The 17,508-nt window shown below is 58.9% G+C and carries 19 protein-coding genes; 13 read left to right on the top strand and 6 right to left on the bottom strand.

Going from position 1 to position 17,508, the window contains the following annotated elements:
- Window positions 1-4: 4 nt before the first annotated feature.
- Together PPGU16_RS43265 and PPGU16_RS00775 are read left to right on the top strand one after the other, a co-directional pair.
- Window positions 5-760, top strand: coding sequence for an HNH endonuclease (locus PPGU16_RS43265; protein ID WP_180721274.1), 756 nt, complete (start codon window positions 5-7; stop codon window positions 758-760).
- On the top strand, window positions 684-1,175 hold the full coding sequence (locus tag PPGU16_RS00775) for a hypothetical protein (protein ID WP_180719569.1): 492 nt from the start codon (window positions 684-686) through the stop codon (window positions 1,173-1,175). Before PPGU16_RS43265 ends, PPGU16_RS00775 begins: the two co-directional genes overlap by 77 nt.
- A 57-nt stretch (window positions 1,176-1,232) precedes the next feature.
- Here PPGU16_RS00775 and PPGU16_RS00770 read toward each other — a convergent pair whose 3' ends face one another.
- On the bottom strand, window positions 1,233-1,889 hold the full coding sequence (locus tag PPGU16_RS00770; protein WP_180721273.1) for a hypothetical protein: 657 nt from the start codon (window positions 1,887-1,889) through the stop codon (window positions 1,233-1,235).
- Between the two features lie 887 nt (window positions 1,890-2,776).
- On the opposite strand from PPGU16_RS00770, the gene PPGU16_RS00765 reads away from it, so the two are divergent.
- Window positions 2,777-3,010, top strand: coding sequence for a hypothetical protein (locus PPGU16_RS00765; RefSeq protein WP_180721272.1), 234 nt, complete (start codon window positions 2,777-2,779; stop codon window positions 3,008-3,010).
- 102 nt (window positions 3,011-3,112) lie between these two features.
- Here PPGU16_RS00765 and PPGU16_RS00760 read toward each other — a convergent pair whose 3' ends face one another.
- The 4 genes from PPGU16_RS00760 to PPGU16_RS00745 all read right to left on the bottom strand — a co-directional run bounded on the left by PPGU16_RS00760 (window position 3,113) and on the right by PPGU16_RS00745 (window position 8,693).
- Window positions 3,113-4,816: a LeoA/HP0731 family dynamin-like GTPase gene (locus tag PPGU16_RS00760; RefSeq protein ID WP_180721271.1), complete on the bottom strand. Its 1,704-nt coding sequence runs from the start codon at window positions 4,814-4,816 to the stop codon at window positions 3,113-3,115.
- A complete protein-coding gene (locus tag PPGU16_RS00755) occupies window positions 4,788-6,548 on the bottom strand; it encodes a hypothetical protein (protein WP_197986836.1) in 1,761 nt (586 codons plus the stop codon). The genes PPGU16_RS00760 and PPGU16_RS00755 overlap by 29 nt, the downstream gene beginning before the upstream one ends.
- Window positions 6,545-7,126 carry a hypothetical protein gene (locus PPGU16_RS00750; protein WP_180721270.1) on the bottom strand — a complete coding sequence of 194 codons (582 nt, stop codon included), beginning with the start codon at window positions 7,124-7,126 and terminating at the stop codon, window positions 6,545-6,547. The genes PPGU16_RS00755 and PPGU16_RS00750 overlap by 4 nt, the downstream gene beginning before the upstream one ends.
- A 571-nt stretch (window positions 7,127-7,697) precedes the next feature.
- Window positions 7,698-8,693 (bottom strand): helix-turn-helix transcriptional regulator, encoded by a 996-nt coding sequence (locus PPGU16_RS00745; protein WP_243460558.1) that lies wholly within the window; start codon window positions 8,691-8,693, stop codon window positions 7,698-7,700.
- A 292-nt stretch (window positions 8,694-8,985) separates the two neighbouring features.
- Here PPGU16_RS00745 and PPGU16_RS00740 point away from each other — a divergent pair, with 292 nt between their 5' ends.
- Window positions 8,986-9,861 carry a diguanylate cyclase domain-containing protein gene (locus PPGU16_RS00740; RefSeq protein ID WP_180721268.1) on the top strand — a complete coding sequence of 292 codons (876 nt, stop codon included), beginning with the start codon at window positions 8,986-8,988 and terminating at the stop codon, window positions 9,859-9,861.
- A gap of 421 nt (window positions 9,862-10,282) precedes the next feature.
- Here the strand turns inward: PPGU16_RS00740 and PPGU16_RS00735 are convergent, their stop codons facing one another.
- Entirely contained in the window at window positions 10,283-10,564 is a 282-nt protein-coding gene (locus tag PPGU16_RS00735; RefSeq protein WP_180721267.1) for a hypothetical protein, read from the bottom strand.
- Here PPGU16_RS00735 and PPGU16_RS00730 point away from each other — a divergent pair.
- The 9 genes from PPGU16_RS00730 (at window position 10,563) to PPGU16_RS00690 (ending at window position 17,462) form a co-directional block, all read left to right on the top strand.
- Window positions 10,563-11,528, top strand: a complete 966-nt coding sequence (locus tag PPGU16_RS00730; protein ID WP_180721266.1) for a DUF932 domain-containing protein — start codon at window positions 10,563-10,565, stop codon at window positions 11,526-11,528. The two genes, PPGU16_RS00735 and PPGU16_RS00730, sit on opposite strands and share 2 nt — an antisense overlap.
- Window positions 11,529-11,601: 73 nt before the next feature.
- Complete coding sequence (locus PPGU16_RS00725) at window positions 11,602-12,597, top strand: YqaJ viral recombinase family nuclease (protein WP_180721265.1); 996 nt, start codon at window positions 11,602-11,604, stop codon at window positions 12,595-12,597.
- 47 nt (window positions 12,598-12,644) lie between these two features.
- A complete protein-coding gene (locus tag PPGU16_RS00720; RefSeq protein ID WP_180721264.1) occupies window positions 12,645-13,568 on the top strand; it encodes a recombination directionality factor in 924 nt (307 codons plus the stop codon).
- A complete protein-coding gene (locus tag PPGU16_RS00715; RefSeq protein ID WP_180721263.1) occupies window positions 13,565-14,143 on the top strand; it encodes a hypothetical protein in 579 nt (192 codons plus the stop codon). Before PPGU16_RS00720 ends, PPGU16_RS00715 begins: the two co-directional genes overlap by 4 nt.
- Before the next feature lie 39 nt (window positions 14,144-14,182).
- Entirely contained in the window at window positions 14,183-14,650 is a 468-nt protein-coding gene (gene tnpA / locus PPGU16_RS00710; RefSeq protein WP_243460538.1) for an IS66-like element accessory protein TnpA, read from the top strand.
- Window positions 14,647-14,991, top strand: a complete 345-nt coding sequence (gene tnpB, locus PPGU16_RS00705; protein WP_180720033.1) for an IS66 family insertion sequence element accessory protein TnpB — start codon at window positions 14,647-14,649, stop codon at window positions 14,989-14,991. Before tnpA ends, tnpB begins: the two co-directional genes overlap by 4 nt.
- A gap of 30 nt (window positions 14,992-15,021) precedes the next feature.
- Window positions 15,022-16,572, top strand: a complete 1,551-nt coding sequence (tnpC, locus tag PPGU16_RS00700) for an IS66 family transposase (protein WP_180720034.1) — start codon at window positions 15,022-15,024, stop codon at window positions 16,570-16,572.
- Between the two features lie 198 nt (window positions 16,573-16,770).
- On the top strand, window positions 16,771-17,064 hold the full coding sequence (locus tag PPGU16_RS00695; protein ID WP_180721262.1) for a hypothetical protein: 294 nt from the start codon (window positions 16,771-16,773) through the stop codon (window positions 17,062-17,064).
- A gap of 104 nt (window positions 17,065-17,168) precedes the next feature.
- Window positions 17,169-17,462: a hypothetical protein gene (locus tag PPGU16_RS00690; protein ID WP_180721261.1), complete on the top strand. Its 294-nt coding sequence runs from the start codon at window positions 17,169-17,171 to the stop codon at window positions 17,460-17,462.
- Window positions 17,463-17,508: the final 46 nt, after the last annotated feature.

Raw genomic sequence — 17,508 nt, 5'->3', positions numbered from 1 at the left:
TGCTATGACGGAACTTGTTTCACATCTCGCACAAGCTATCGGGCAATTGCGGGGTTTGAAGCCCCACTTTCCGTGCTGCTCGGAAGAGTTGGCGGCCCAATATGCTGCCATAAGCGCACTGAGAGCAGTTTGGGGTTCACTCCCCAACTCTCGATTAAAGGATTCGGAAAGAGAGGACTTCATCAGGATGATGATCGGGCAATCGCCCAGCGAAGAACATCTCCGACTTGCAAGTTCGACGGCGCGTCAACGTAGATTGACTGCAGCGGAGAAGGTCAAACTCGAGGAAAAACAGGGAGGGCGATGTGCGATATGTGGAGTGCTTCTAAATGCGCTTGCTGAGCCACACGTCGACCATATTACTCCGGTGTCATTGGGCGGAGTTGATGGATTATCGAACAATCAACTGCTCTGCAGTAAATGCAATCTGGGTAAGTCGAGCTCTTTACATTGGTTGATGCTGTGTCCATTTTTTGATGAACGCCCAGGCAATGAGCCGAGTGCCGCCCTGAGGTACGCGGTCCTACAGCGCCACGGTGGGCTATGTGGCGCCCCAAATTGTGAGGCGAGTGCCTCCGATGGTGAATTACATGTGGCTCCTCGAGTGCCAGTGTCGAATGGAGGGCGCGTTATCTTCGACAACTTAACGGTTTATTGCACTGAGCACCTGCGGGAATATCAAGATGCTCAGTATCGAAGTGCACGAGAACGAATGGCCGGTCGAATTGCAGAGGGCCCCAGATTTCGATTTCAGAATTGACGCGAATCCTCTTGATAGATGGCGGGCAGCGAACGCCGATCCGCCATCTTTAGGAATATTGGACGAAAGCACCAACATGGCCGTGACCGCTTGCTTCCGGCAGTATCGCGGGAAGAAGGTTGCCCGCAACGACATGCCGGGAGGGGCGTGTCATCCTGTCATATTTCGATGCAAACAGCCGACTACTTTTCGTTTCATAGCGGCTGCCATCGGCTGCAATATTCGAGAACAACGTTCTTCTGAATTGGGCCTCGCGCAGGTCGTTTCGGTTGGACCTTATGAGATCAGGAGAAAACGAGTTTGCAATTGGGCCTTGGCAAACGGCTCCGTTTCAACAATTATCGTCCGCCCCAACCCGTACACTCAGATAAAACATGCTCTCCCCCGTACTACGAATGTATATCGACGTGCGTAGTTTTCGTCACGGCCGCCCCCCCCGATTACAGTCGAGACGACGACCTCAGGTCTTGGGTTACTCGTAGCGGCTCGGTATTGCCTGATTCCTCGGCAACGAAGCTGTGCATGCAGATTCACTTCTATACAGCGTGTACACCATAGTGTCCCCATTATCCTCCCGATACGAAACCTCGACCTTTATCAGGCCGTCAGGGCCTGATGTGTCGGCAGTATCAGCCCGCCGTCCATCGTCTTGAATTTCGCGGATGTAGTAGGCCGGTGTTTGGCTTGGGATGCAATGATCGTGATTGATGTTCTGCGAGAACCAGCGATGATTTTTTTCGACGGAGACTTTGGCCGCTTCTTTCGCCTTTGCGGTCGCCGCAGCCATGATCCGCCGCCGCTCGCCGTTGTATGCAGCCGCAAAAACCTTACACTGATGGCTATTCACGAAGAACCGGTACACCGTCACGTCCAAATACCGCTCCCCTTCATACTCGGTCCCCTGAACAGTCAACATGCTTTCATCCGGGCTGACGGTTTGCTGAATATTGTGGGGCAGACGATCACCCCAGATATTGAAAGGCAGGCCGTCCGGCAGACTTTGACATTCAGAATAAGTCGGACCGAATGCGAATATCTGCTCGTTTGAGAACCGATCATCCGAGGAAGCGCACGCGGCAAAAAAAGGAGTAGTTAGGGCGAGGATGATCAGGGTGCGCAGAAATTTCATGGGTTTTCGCAACGTAATCGAGGTCTCGCGTTAGAGGGTGCAATACGCGACAACTCAATAATGGCCTTGGCGCCGTAGGTTTGAATTCACGTCAATGGATCGCCTGTCCCGTTTCGGATCAATTCCCCTGAGAAGAGCCACTTCGCCCTATCTCCGCCAAAAAGCGTAGCCTAGCTTGGCGGGGAACCGGAGATTCCCATTGCTACTGGCGATAATTCAATCATCCAGACGGCTGTTATCAGCGTGAAGCGGACGCTTGTGCGACCTTCCCCTGCGACAGCAAGCGCCCCCTCATGGCCGAACTCTGTTCGACGTATATCTCGATCGACCGTTGACCGCCACAGTCATGTGAAAGGCACGAGCCGGCCCGTAACGGACGATCGAAGATGCCGGGAGCGGTCGTTCAGAGCTTCGTCACAGGGCAGACTCGCTGGCTAAACAGGGGGTTTAATCGCTACGTTTGCGAATCCGTCACAACAATGACAGTCCATCCATTTAACGTTTCCCTCGCGTTCAGCGACGACATTGAATCACTTGTCGAACTAGATTCGGTCTCGCGATGTGATTTTCGTAGAAGTACCTTCATCGGAAACGCCGTTAATGCCGCGCAGTGCTGGATAGCGACTGAAAGCGGTGATGTGCCATTGATCGTTGGGTACGGCGTTTTAAATCGAACGCTCTTTGAACAGGACTTCGTTCCGCTCGTTACTGGTCACCTGCATTGTATCGGCTCCGGGAATCTCAGACGTTAATTAATGCCGACCAGCATATTCTCAGGGATATTCTGGCAAATCCCTTTCGCCGCTCCTGGTCCTGTCGCATTTGCTGCCCGGGCCTGTCAAAGCCGTTCAGGCTATCCCGTACGCTAGACTTCAAGCCCCGCTAGCGTGTCGTGCAACACTATTCAGAAATACCTAAATACCGAGGTGCAGGACGGGCCGAAGTACAGGCGCAAGGCGAATCCGACGCAGCTGACACCGTTTCACGAGACCTTGAAGCAGGCACGGGAGATTGATGCCTGGCGCGAGGAGATGGGATTCGATCAGGCAGCGCTCGATGCCGTGGCAAGTGCCGGGTTCAGTAACGGCACATTCGAAGAAACCATCGAGGAAACCCTGTGATCGCCCGGGAAGCACAGGCGGCGCTCAGTGCGACCGCCATCACCGGCGCTCTGCTTCTGGCAATGCTCATGGACAGAGCAGCACAAACCCTCACGCCTACCTTCAGGCGAGCATCTTCAGTCGCCGCTCGATCTGGCCAAACTTCCCGTGACTCTCCTGAATGGCTCTGGCACTATCACTCATGGTCGCAACGATGCGCTGGAACTCGCGCAGTTGCGGCGCGAAGAAGTCGAGCATTTTTTCGTTGTCGGCGAGGAGGTCGTAGATATCCTTGAAGGCGCTCTTAATGACGTCGCCAATTTCGTCCTTGACCTGCCTCAACTCGGCCTCCAACTCGTGGCTCTTGTACATCTTGTACACATCGACGCCCAACGAAATGGCACCGCCCGCAGGACCGGCCCAGGTCGCGATGGCGCCGGCAAACTTCGTGGCCTGCCATGGCTTGAACTTGATGGCGATGCCCGTGAACTGGCCCAGCAGGTCGCGTGCAGAGAAAATCGTGCCTTTGATGACACTCGGATTGACCTTCGAAATGCCCTTGAGCACGCCGCTTGCCGATTGGAGCATGCCCTCGCTCATTGCTTCAACGAAACTCTCGCTCTTGTCGAGCTGGCGACTGATCTCAACTGAAATACGGTTCGTGACGGCTGAAGACTGTTCGAAAAAGTGATCGACCGCCGTCTTGATATTGAGATGCAGCTTGTAGCCAATGCCGTCTTGCGCATAGCCAATCTCGTCTTCGAGATAGCCGCGAATGTCGTCGAGCGACAAGGGGCGCAACTTGTTGAGCAACTGCTTTTCCATCGCCTGCAATTCCTTCCCAAGCTCGCCACCGAGCCGATTGACATCGGTGCGGCCGCGGTTGATATCGCTCTTGATACGCTCCGACTCCTCCTGATTCTGCTTCGCATAGATCGCGAGTTCGTCGAGTTGCATCTGAGCAGCGGCAAGCTTCTGCGCAACGACGTCGCGCACGACGTCGAAGCCCGTTTTCGCGATCAGTATCCCGGGCACGTTGTCCTTGAGGATCCGGCCCGTTGTCGCTTTGAGATCATTGATGCGCGAGCGGCTTTCGTAGTGCTCCGGCTTGCCGAACCAGAATTCGAGACCGCGGCCATTCGGATTCGCGGCCACGCACACGATATTGAGCTGCGCCGACTCGTCCGGCGAAAGGCCCGCCACACGTTGCAGCTTCAACTTGAGATTGTCCCGCTTGATCGCGGCCTGTTCCGTATAGAGCGCGTGTTCGGTCAGGTCCGTCACCTCGTCCATTTTGTTGATGACGAAGACCGTGGAAGTGAGCTTGTTGAGGTCACGCAAGACCCATTTCGCGATCTCGCCATGGCTTTCTTTGAGCGGATTCGTGGCGTCGACCACGTAGAGAATCAGGTGCGCCTCTGAAATATAGCGGCGCGTCAAATCCTCATACATCACCGTCTGGCCGTTGAGCGTCTTCTCCTTGTCGCCGAAGAGTCCCGGCGTATCGACGATTTCGCATTCTCCGGGCAGCCCCTCAGGTTTGTACACGGCGAGCCGGTCGGAAGATTCGTCCATGTCGATCTTCATGTCGCTCATGATGCGCCCGAGCCATGCGGCGACGACACTCGTCTTGCCATCTGAAAACGCGCCGAGCAGCGCAATACGCAACACGTCGCTTTCGATCGATGCCAATGCGGAACCGATCTTGTCCAGATCCTGATGCACGTCCAGTCCCAGTTCACCAAGCTCTGCGAGGAGTTCGCGCAACTGGTTCAGCTTGCCGACAGCAGCGTCCTTATCAACGCTGAATTGCTTGAATTGTTCCATAGGGCATGTGTTCAAGTTGAGTTTTGATGTTTGACATCGCGGCAATCTGCTGTTCGATGACGGCGAGCGGGCGCACGAGTTTTGCATGCAGTGCATCGATCTGCGCAAGCACAGAATCCGCCATTTCCTTGCGAATCGAGCCGGCGATTTTCGCGACTTCGCCGGGAAGCTTACGCATGACCTCGCTACGCAGATCGTCGATCTTGTTCTGCACCTGCGCCTGGGCCTTGCGGATGCGCTTTTCCTTGCTAGTAAAGAACCCGACCACACTCATAAGCGCGCCGATGGCGGCGCCCGCAATCCCACCGATCAAGGTACCGATCACTGGAAATGCCGAACCGATGGTTGCGCCCGTGACTGCATAGGAAGCGATATTCAACGCAATGCCGCCCCACTCCTTGAGGCTCAGGCTCATGTCCAACTGCTCGATCCGGAATGCCGCAGCGCGGTCGCCAGCGTCGAGCTTCATGCCTTGCAGGAACTGCATGCGCTGAACGTCGACAATCAATCGCTGCATGGCGTCGCGTGCACGCTCCTGAAGCTCTTCGAGCAAAGTTTGAAGATGCGTCTGGATATCCTCGCCCACCTTAATCTGAAGAGCCGAGGACGCGCGCCTGAGCTCCGATCCGATGACCTCGTTCTCGCCGAAATTTTTTGCGACGATCGTGTCGGCACGTTCGCTGAGCGCGTTGAAGAAGTCCGACCAGCGGTTGGAGATTCCGTTGGCTAGTAGGCGCTCGAATGTGATCAACGATGTCTCGACTAGATTACGGCAGTCCTTGAAACTGCCCGACACATCGTTCACGAAGCGCTGATGATCCGCGAGCGCGGTTTGCAGATCCGCGATGTTCGCGGCCAACAATTGGCGCACTTTCACCTTGTTGCTTTCGATAATGTCTTCGCGGAAAGTGGGCAGTTTCGCGTCAACCAGTTTCGCGATAACACCAAGCTGGCTGAACTCGAACATCGCCTTGTAGGACGCGAAATACTTGCGATAATTGCGTTGCTGGATGACGAGATCCTTGTCCCGCGATGGGTGGATGTTCGTCTTGCCGCTGATGCTGTTCACCGCGAGCGAAGCAAAGCCGATCAGCCCTTGCACACAGTTGCCGGGCAATAGCACGCCCTCTGGCAGCACGGTATCAAGCACGCCGACGGTCTGCTTAAGCGCGGCGAGCACGCCGCCATGCGATTCCAGCGACTCACGATCACTATCGAACTCGTAGGAGTCGGCATTTCCGCGCACGTTCACGAGCGGATAGACCCGCGTGCCCCAGCGCAGATACGAGCGGATCTTCTCGGCGGTGGCTTTCTCGGGCTTCTTGTTGGTGCCGTTGACATAGACGACCAGGTGCGCCTTCGCGACAGCTTCCTCTACCATCTTCGCGTAGCGGTTCTCGTCGCCTTCGATGCCGGGCACGTCGAGCAATTGGAAGGTCTTGCCCTTATGATTCAGCTGATAGACGGTATTGCCCTTGGTGAAGTCCGCCTCGCCGGTGCCGATGATCCGGCCATCCACGCGCGGCGCCGCCAGCCGGCGCTCTTCTAGCGCGATCACCGCCTCATGGAGCGCTGGGAGCGACGCATTGACCAGACCGTCTACTGCCTCGGTGGCAGCCCGAACGCGGGATAGTGGCGCGCGCGTAGCCTTCACGGGCGCAGGCGCGGCCGAGGTCGCGATGCGGGTCGCGCCTTCGTAGAGCGCCTCGGTTTCTACACTCACCGTGCTCATAGCAGGCCTCGCAGCACAAGCGTGAGCGGCACCGCGAGCGTGCAACCCGCCACGACGCCGCCAAGCACACCCAGCCAGACCTTGCGGCGCACACGCGCCGACGATTCCGCTTTCACCACGCCCGCGAGCGCTGCTGCGCTTTGCCTGATGTCGGCAATTTCCGCCGCATAGTCGCTGCAAACGCGGTTCATGCCTTGCCGGACCTGCTCGACGTGGTTCTTAAGCGCCTGTTCGAAACGTTCGACGTCGTAGGCTTGTTCGCGCAGCAGTTGCTCGCGCGATTCTTCCTTGAAGAGAATGCGCAACGACTCGATGATGGTGCTTTTACCTGCATTCGTCTCGCCGAAGAAGGCGAGCGTGAATTTGTCCCACTCCGCAAATTGCTGGAGATCGGCGAGTTGCCGATCGAAGCGCGATTGAATCGTGCGCAACCGTTGCAGCATGTTGCCGATTTCCTGCTTGCCTTGTTCGTGCTCGACATTGAGTTCGGCGATATCGGCGATGGCACCAGCGATGCTTGCAGATATGTCCGTGTACAGCCGATCGAAATCCTGTTCAGGATGCATGTTGGGTGACAAGATGATTGCTGATGAAAAGGGAGCGAAGCCATCGGAGTCCGCTCGCCCTATCGCGAGATGACGTCCTTCAGCTTGCCCGACAACTGGTCGAACAGCGTCGCTTCACTCCGCCGTAATTCCCGCGCGCCACAGCGCGGGCAAAGTGATTTCATGTCCTGACCGGGGATCAGGACATCGCTATGCGGGGCAAATGTATGTTTCCACCCACATCGAGTGCATTTCAACGTAAAGGGCGCTGGACGTACTGGCATATCGTTTCCGGCTGCTTATTCGTCAAACGTGACGGGTTGTTTCAAACCCGCCATCCCATACAGGTCGAGTTATCCCTGCTGCGCATCAGACTTGACCCGATCGGCATACGCTCCAACTGCCGCCGTCCCCACCACAGCGGCCACAAACACAATCGCAAATGCGGCCAAATGTTGCAGGGGGGAGGAATTACAATTCGAGCACATGATTTCTCCTGGCAGGCGGTGCAATAGAACGGCATCAACATGCCGCCCTCTCAAGATAACCGCCCCTTCAGTCAAACCATGTCCGAGCACCTTCAACAGACACAGCTCAAAGCTCCCTACCCTTCGTAAATCGCAGTCATTGCCCGGGCCTCCGCCGCCAGCTCCGAGCGCAGGCTTTCTGGCCCCAGCACCTCGACGTTTGGCCCGAACGCCCTCAACCACCACCGCAGTCTCTGGCTCAACAGCACCGTTCCGCGCACCTCAAGCGTGCTGTCGCCCTGTATGACCTGCTGATCGCCGGACAACGGCGCTTCGAGCAAATGGTTCCCTGCCCCGTTCCTGAAACGCAGCCTCAGGTCAATCTCACCCTCGACCATGAAATCGAACTGGCGCTGCTCCCGCACGTACTGCGAGAGCCTGAACCCGCGCGGGTAGGCAAACGACTCGGGTAGCATGGTCGCGCGTGCGAGACGGTCAAGCCGGTACATCGCCGGATTGGGATGGCGTGGCATCGCTGCCACGAGATAAACCAACCCGCCGACCTCCACCAACCCGAGCGGGTAGATGACTTTCGCTTCAGCATTGTCGATCTTCGAGCGCGACCGGTAGACGATCTCCAGTTTCTGCTCGTTAAAGAGCGCATGCGAAACCGTTGCGAAGATATCGGGATCGACGTCGGGGTATCGCAGCGCGAAGCTGCCGGTTTCGACCTCGATCTTGTCGATCCATTTACGGTAGCGTCGCTCATGCTCGCTATTGACCGTCGCCAGACGCTTGCCAGCAACATCGAACAACGGCGAAAGCGTTTCGGCCACCAACGCCGGAATCCGCCACGTTGAGAAGCGACGCAATGTCTGCAGGGCCAGTGCCTCGCCGTGCGTCATTGCCCCGGCCGCCTTTGCGGCAAGGCCGCTTGCTCCCGCAACCTTGCGCCAATACTTGGCCCTCCCGCGCTGCTCCATGAAGACAAGCGAATCTTTGAGCATCTCTTCGAGCCGTCGCTGCACGGTCTTCACAACCGGCGGGTCGAGCAGCATGACACTGAGCTTGCGATGTACGTCGGGAGTGGAAATTGGCTCCTCGCCCCTAGCAGCATCGGGCAAGACCTGCATGATTTCTCGATCTAGCATGTCGGGGAATGGACCGGGGAGAACTTTTCAATAACCTCTTAACGACATATTTCCGGCGCTCTTTAGCCCATGGCTTCACCACGACTATGGCGGCCTTCGTTACCCATCTGCCAGCACTACCGTCAGAAGTTGCTGGTCAGAACAAGACACGATTTGTCTCACCGGCCTTCTAACCTGCACGATCAGGAAAAACTCGTGGACTCAGGGAGGCAATTTGGAACGCGGGAAACCTCTTGCTCCGATTACGACAGTACAGCGACTCGGGCTGCGCGCAATGATCTTCGACCATTGTCCGGACGGCATGGTGATCACCGATGCCCGGGGATACGTGATCGAATCCAACACGTCACTCACGCGTATAACTGGATTCCGTTCCGATGAAATCCAAGACAAAAACCTGCTCCGCCTTTGGGCCGGATGTTCCGGCCGGACGCTCTATCGGGCAATCCGCAAGTCCATCGGGTCCACGGGCTTCTGGCAAGGTGAAATGCCTAGCCAGCTGGTCCACAGCCACGTGCATCGCTATTCACTGCGCATCAATGCTATTCGCGATGAACACGAGAAAACGGTCGCCCTCATCTGGACGCTTATCGACGACTCGCGTATATGGGACATGCGACGTGAAATGGTTCGGCTTGCGCACCACGACCCACTCACTGGGCTACCTAACCGCCTGCTGCTGATGTCGCGGCTGGAGCACATGCTCGACCGCTTTCGAAAGAATGTCCCCGGCGCAATCTTGTTCGTCGATCTCGACGGCTTCAAGCAGGTTAATGACACGTTCGGCCACAAGGCCGGAGACGAACTCCTGCAGGCCGTCACGACGCGGCTCAACGCACGCCTAAGGCACACGGACACGCTGGCCCGCCTCGGGGGAGATGAGTTCGTCATCGTTCTGGAACAGGTCGCGCATGCGCATGACGCTGCCACCGTTGCCGAGCACATCGTCCAGCAGCTCCAAGTGTCGTTCGCGCTCGCTGATGGTACAACCGTGCATATCGGCGCCAGCGTTGGCATTGCTCTTTTCCCACATGACGGGACTAACGCGGATCAACTTCTTGAGTGTGCCGACCGTGCGCTTTATTCCGCCAAGAGGGCCGGCAAGGGAGTCTATCGATTCTTTGAGAGTCAGCAGTTCACGATGGCATAGTGTCGACCGATAGCACAAGTTATTCCATCGCATTGCGCGCCTTTTGCCTAGCGCAATCTGCATGGGCCGAGGCTGGGTACGATGCGCCAGTCGTGCTTTTGTACGCAAAGAATCGATTCCAGAAATTTTGAGACCTATATCACTACAGTGAGATGGACTAACGGTCCCACTCAACTAATAGGTATCCATTCACGGTCTTCAATTTTCTCTTGGTCGCCAAATGTCTTCCAGTACTCTCGCGCCTGCGCGTACATCGCTTGAATGCCCCCGCTGCAACTCCACAAACATCAAAACTCGTAACTATGCTCGCAAAGCTGGTAGCGCCGTGGGTGCAGCTGCCGGTGCCGCCGGTAGCGCTGCTGCCGCATTAGGCGGTGCCGAAGCTGGCGCAGCTCTTGGCATGGTCGCCGGCCCCGTCGGCTCAATCTTCGGCGGCCTTGCTGGTGCGCTCATGGGCGCGCTGTTCGGGGGCGCAGCGGGTTGTGCCGCTGGTTCCGCCGTAGGCGAGCAAATCGACACGCACGTGCTCGACAACTTCGAGTGCACGGCATGCGGCCATACCTTCGGCAAGCAGCAAACGTCCTAGCTCGCCGGTTCGTTTCGTTTTCCCTAGTCCGCTATTCGACGCCATGCCTACAGCCCTTCGGGGATGTAGGTATTTTTGCTGTCTGCTTCTCACTTTCTCTATCAGGAGCACCACCATGCATCTCGTTCAAACGATGGCCTATGTCAATGACACCCCGTGGCACGGCCTCGGTAACCAGCTCGCCCATAACCAGCCGCTCGAAGTCTGGGCACAACAGGCCGGCATGAACTGGAAGATTGAAGAATCCGAAGTGCGCTTTGTCGCCGGCAGCACGGGCCTCGGCTCGATCCACGCATTCCCCGAGCAGAAAGTGCTCTACCGCTCCGACACGAAAGCACCGCTATCTGTCGTCTCCAGCCGCTATCAGGTCGTACAGCCCGCCGAGATCCTTGAGTTCTACCGGGACCTCACAGAAGTTGGCGGGTTCGAGCTTGAAACAGCAGGTGTGCTGAAGGACGGCAAGAAACTGTGGGCGCTCGCGAAGACCGGTCAGAGCGCCACGCTCAAGGGATGCGACCGTGTAAACGGCTACCTGTTGCTCGCCACCGCCTGCGACGGCACGCTCGCGACAACCGCGCAGTTCACGTCGGTGCGTGTCGTGTGCAACAACACGCTCGCGATCGCGCTGGGCGACGGCACTGGCGCTGTCAAAGTACCGCACCGAAGCCAGTTCGATGCGCAGGCCGTCAAACGCCAATTGGGTATTGCAATATCGAACTGGGATGGCTTTATGGCACGCATGAAAGCCCTGTCTGAACGCAAGGTGAGCGACGAAACCGCCGAAGCCTATTTCCGGCGTGTGTTGACCTACAACGCAGGCAGCACATCCGACCGGCCCGTTTCGACTACCAACGACAGTGCTGTCAAGGCCGTCCAGGCACTGTTTGGCGGCCAGGGCAAAGGCGCTGAAATGGCCTCAGCAAGCGACACCGCCTGGGGGCTGCTCAACAGCATCACCGAGTTTGTCGATCATCAACGCCGTGCGCGCAGCGACGACCACCGGCGCGATGCCGCGTGGTTCGGCGCAGGAGCCACGCTCAAGCAGAAGGCATGGGACGAAGCGATGAAGCTCGTCCCATGAGACTTTCACCAACACAGCATAGGCGCCCGGCCGGGAATTTCCCCGCCGGGCGTTTTCACATCTGGAGTTAATCATGTCTCTAAGCCGAGCCGCCGTACACGGGAAGTGCAGTCCAGCATTGCGCCTCGTTGAAACGAAAGGCATGCCACGCGAGGACTGGCTTGAGGTCAGGAAATCCGGGATCGGCGGCTCAGACGCTGCCGCTGCCGTGGGCCTCAATCCATACATGAGCGCACTTGAGTTGTGGCTCATCAAGACTGGGCGTGATGCAAACCTGGCTCGCCCTGATCCCGAAGACACGACGGAACCTGTCTACTGGGGCACGCTGCTCGAACCCATCGTGGCCGCGTCGTACACGAAGCAGACGGGCAACCGCGTGCGGCGCGTGAATGCCGTGCTCCAGCATCCGACACTCCCGTTCATGCTCGCCAACATCGACCGCGAGGTGGTCGCGACGCCCGACGTGCAGATCCTCGAATGCAAGACGGCGGGCGAGTTCGGCGCGCGACTCTGGCGTGACGGGGTGCCGGAATATGTACAGATCCAAGTCCAGCATCAGTTGGCTGTCACAGGGAAGCAAGGGGCAGATGTCGCAGTTTTAGTTTGCGGACAAAAGCTCGAAGTGCACCGCATCGAGCGAGACGACGAACTGATCGCACGACTCATTCCACTGGAAGCCGCATTCTGGCGTCATGTCGAAACAGACACGCCGCCGCCCGCTGACGGATCGGAGTCAGCCGATCGTGCGCTCAGGTGCCTGTATCCCGGCAGCGGCGGCACGGTGGATTTCACGGATGACCGTCACCTGTCGTCGGTTTTCGCCGACCTCCTCGTCGTACGCGCCGACATCGAGAGGCGTCAGGCTGCCGAAGCGAAGCTCAAGCAAGCCATCCAGCATGCGATGGGTGAAGCCGACCGGGCGATCTTTGAGACCGGCTCCGTTTCCTTTCGTCGTAGCCGCGATGGTTGCGGCGTCGACCTCAAGCGGTTACTGGCCGATCACCCGGAATTCACGGTGCAGTACGGCGTCACGAAGCCCGGCTCGCGCCGGTTTCTCGTGTCTGCCTGACTCGCTCTTTTTTCCCCCTCCCTCTATTTACATACAGGAGAATTGCCATGCTCAAGGGTCTGGCCATCACGCCTCCCGTAATCGGTCGTATCTCGATCGGCCGTGTCGTCGAGAAAAACGGCAAGCGTCTGCCGGAGAAGGACGACCAGTTCACGATCACCACACAGGTCCAGAACCGCGACGGCTGGATGCTGCATCCGCTGAACGAGTCGCTGCGCAAGGTCAGCACCGGCAAGCTGCGCGCGATTCCGGTCCGGTTCCTGTTCAACGATCCCCATCTCAACCTGCGCGCCGAGTATTCGCTGTTCGACCGCGACACCGGCCGCCCCGTGTGCGTCGGCAACGGCGAGTCGTGCAGGCGGGTTGGCGATACCGGAATCGAGGAGCTGCCCTGCCCGTCGCCGGACGGCTGCGCGTTCGGTCGCGCCGGAAACTGCAAGCCGTATGGGCGGCTGAACGTTGCCATTGGCGACGAAGACGAACTCGGTTCGTTCATCTTCCGTACGACCTCGTACAACTCGATTCGCACGCTAGCCGCACGCCTGCATTACTTTGGCGCAGTATCGGGCAACCTCCTCGCCTGTCTGCCGCTGGAACTGAAGCTGCGCGGCAAGTCCACCACGCAGAGCTACCGGTCGGCGATCTACTACGTGGATCTGGCAGTGCGTTCCGGCAGCACGCTCGAAGATGCCATCATGCAGGCGCGCGAACTCGATGCCCGGCGACAGGCTGCCGGATTCGATCAGCGGGCACTCGATACCGCCGCGCATGCCGGTTTCAGTAACGGTGCCTTTGAGGACAGCATCGAGGATGGGGCGGAAGTCGTCGACGAGTTCTATCCGTCCGACTCCGGTCACAGCGACGGTCCAGTCACGACCGCCGATGCGGGCGGTGAAGTCCCGGCAGTAAGGCCCAGCCTGAAAGAGCGGCTGGATCGGCGCACCGTGCTGCTGGGCGGAGCGACGGCATGACGCTCCGGCAAGGCGCGTTGCTACTGGCGGTCTTCGCGAGCGGCACCGCTATCTGCATGTCGGTCCTCGCCGGGTGGCAGCGGGGCGGCTGGCTGACTGAGCGATTCGTCTGGGTGGCGACAGGCATCGTACTGGTCGTGGGTGCGCACCTGTTGCCCGCGCTGGCGCGCGAGGCGTCGATCTCCATCCGCAGCATAGGTTCCCTGATATGGGTAGCGTGTCTGGTTACCGCATGCTACGGCCATGTGACCTTTTTCTTGCTCGCGCAACAGCATGCCGGAGATAGGCGGGCAGCTACCGTTGCCGGCGACATGCCGCCCGCGCCGGAACGCAGCCTTGCGGTCGTCATGACGGAGCGCGCAATGGTTACGCGCGAACTGGCGTCGGTCAACCAGCTGAACTGTCGGCGAGCCTGCGCAACCCGAAATGGCCGGCGCATGACGCGCCAGGCAAGCCTCGATGCGCTAGACGCCGAAGCCAGTGACGTCCGGCGCATCGAGGCCCAGCGCGACCGTGCGACTGGCATGGAGGACTCGCGTCGTGCTGATCCGGTCACGTCGCGACTCGCTGCGTAAGCGGCTCACGAGGGCCGTTCTGGCATAGCGATTGAGGTTTTGGATAGTTTGGTATCCACCAAATTTATGGTGGGAACCAAAGTGGACAAGACGTGGGATGAGCGCTCCGCAGGCAGCGCATATAAACGGCCGAACTTTCCGACCGAATTCAAGCGGCAACTCGTCGAACAATCGTTCGAGCCGGGTGCGTCGGTAGCGTTGATCGCGCGCAGCAACGATATCAACGCGAACCTGCTGTTCAAATGGCGGCGGCTCTATCTGGCAGGAGAGTATGGTTTGCCAACGCTCCCGGAGGGCGCGGCGCCGAAACCGACACAGCAGGCACCTTCGCTGTTGTCTGTGGATGTCGTCGCTGAAGCAGCCAGCCATACGCCACCGACGGCAGTCACGACAGTACGGTCTCCAGAGGATCTTTGTGAGATCGAGTTCGACCGTGCGCGCCTGAGAGTTCGCGGCAACGTGTCACCGGATATGCTGCGCCTGCTGATTCGGGAGCTTACCCGATGATCGGCCTGCCGGCTGGCACTCGCATCTGGATCGCTGCCGGCGTCACCGACATGCGCGCCGGTTTTCAGGGGCTGGCGGCGAAGGTGCAGACCGCGCTCGAGGAGAATCCGCTGGGCGGCAACGTCTTCATTTTTCGCGGGCGGCGCGGCGACCTGATCAAGATCTTGTGGGCCACAGAGGACGGGCTTTGGCTCCTTGCGAAGCGGCTCGAACGAGGGCGTTTTATCTGGCCGCAGGCTGACGGTGGCAAGGTCCATCTGACCCATGCACAACTGTCGATGTTGCTCGAAGGCATCGACTGGCGTCAGCCGCGTCGAACGGCGGCGCTATCGGTGTTGTAAACGGCCTGGCGCACGCGTAAACTCCGGCGCATGACCGATGATGTCCCACTGCCGGATGACGTCGATGCGCTCAAAGCCTTGCTGATCGAGGCCCGCGCCCAGCTTGCCGAACGTGATATCGAGATCGAGCAGCTTAAGGCTCAGATCGACAAGCTCAGGCGGATGCAGTTCGGCCGCAAATCCGAGCAATTGGACCGCCAGATCGAGCGGCTCGAAACCAAACTGGAGGATCTGACGGGTGGGCGTGGTGCCGCCGATGTTCGCCGTGCCCGCGCGTCGGGTACGAGCGCGCCAGTCGGTACGACGGCCCCGAAGGAGGCGTTGCCGCCGCATCTGCTGCGCGAAGAGCACGTGCTTGACACTGGTTCGAACTGCCCGAACTGCGGCAACGCCATGCAACCACTTGGCGAAGACGTGTCTGAGCAACTCGCCCGTGTCGCCGCCGCGTTCAAGGTGATTCGCACAATCCGGCGCAAGGCAGTCTGCCCCTGCTGTCATCACTTCTCCCAGCCGCCAATGCCGGTGCTACCGATCGAGCGCAGCATTGCGCATCCGAGCCTACTGGCAGATATCCTCGTTTCGAAGTTTGCAGATCATCAACCGCTGTACCGGCTATCGGAGATTGCTGCGCGTGACGGCGTCACGCTCGATCGCGCCAGCATGGGGCGCTGGGTCGGTCAGTGCGAGGAGCTCTGTCGTCCGCTGACCGAGGCGCTGCGTCGCTACGTGATGGCGAGTTTCAAGCTGCATGCGGACGACACGCCAATTCCTGTGCTGGCGCCCGGCAACAGGAAGACCCGCACGGGCCGACTGTGGGTCTATGTTCGCGATGACAGTCGCTCGGGATCAACGGAGCCGGCGGCGGTCTGGTTTGCATACTCGCCCGACCGCAAAGGCATTCACCCGCAGAGCCATCTCGCCGGATTTGAGGGCATCCTGCAGGCCGACGCATACGGGGGCTTCAACGAGCTGTATGAAGGCGGCAGGATCCGTGAAGCGGCATGTTGGGATCACGCCAGGCGATATCTGTACGATGTTCATGTGCGTACACCCACCGAAGCGACAAGGCATGTGCTCGAGCTGATTGGCGAACTTTACGGAATCGAGGCCCATATTCGCGGCGCACCGCCAGGCGAGAGGCGGCAGGTACGACAGCACAAGAGCATACCGGTGTTAGCGGCCATCAATGCATGGATGACACACAAGCGCGCGACACTGTCAGCAAAGTCGGAACTGACCAAAGCGATCAACTATTCACTCAATCAATGGGACGCGCTCGTTCTGTACTGTGACGACGGTCGCGTCGAAATAAGCAACGCGCTGGCCGAAAACGCCTTGCGCTGCGTAAGCCTGGGGAGGAAGAACTTCCTCTTCGCAGGCTCCGACAGTGGAGGGGAAAGGGCTGCGGCAATGTACGGCCTGATCGGGTCATGCAAGCTCAATGGGATCAACCCCCTCAGCTACCTTGAATATCTCCTGACCCACATCGCCGATCACAAGATCAATCGCATCGGTGAACTCCTGCCATGGAATGTGGCAGACAGACTGCCCGTCCTGTCACCTCCACCGATCTCCCTCTGATCATTACCCTTCGGTCCAGTATCACTATCATCCCTCGCGCGCGCGAGTTCCATCGAACGGCCCTCGCGAGCCGCTTACCTCGCTGCCTTACGGGGCACGACTGCGGGGCTCGTCGATCTGATTTCCGGCTTGCTGTTCGCTGGCGTGCTCGAAGGCGTGGCGTGCCTGCTCTGGACCATTGCACTCCGGCGGTCTCCCGTGCCAGTCGCCACTCCGGACTCGACGCCGCCCACATTTGCTGTCGTCACAAAGAGTCATGTACCCGCGACGCCCGGTAACGATCCCGTCTTCCCTGGCGATACGACTGCGGACGCCGTTCAGCTTGCGTCATCCCCCGTCGCCAACGCGACCGACGACGAGATCACGCAACTTGCCCGCGACGTCGCGGCCGGTCACGTTCGCCCGACCGTCGCGGACATACGCCGTCATCTGCGCTGCTCTCAGGCGAAGGCATCCGCCCTGAGACGCCAACTCGCCGAGGTCACGTCATAAACGGGCGCATCGTGCGCCCGGTCTTTTATTCCTTCGGTTTTCGCGCGTCTTGCATCCGGATTCTTCGGAGGCTCGCGCTCGTCCCATTTCTGGAACACTCCATCATGAATCAGCCCGCGAGGCTCAAACCACTCTTTTATCCCGGTCGCCTGTGTGTCACTCCCGCAGCGCATACTGCGCTGCACTCGCACGGCATTCCCGTCATAAGCGTCGTCATGCAACACGTGTGCGGCAACTGGGGCGACATTCCCGACGACGACAGACGCCAGAACGACCTATCAGTTACCACAGGCTTGCGCCTTCTGTCGAGCTACCGGTTACCGGACGCAACGCGAATCTGGGTAATCACCGAATGGGATCGGTCGACTACGACGATCCTGCTGCCCGACGAATATTGACGGAATCAGCGTTTGGCGAGTCGTCCCGCCAAACGCTTCTCGATCT

The organism is Paraburkholderia largidicola (assembly GCF_013426895.1).
Lineage (GTDB): Bacteria > Pseudomonadota > Gammaproteobacteria > Burkholderiales > Burkholderiaceae > Paraburkholderia > Paraburkholderia largidicola.
This window is presented reverse-complemented; position numbering and strand designations above follow the sequence as displayed.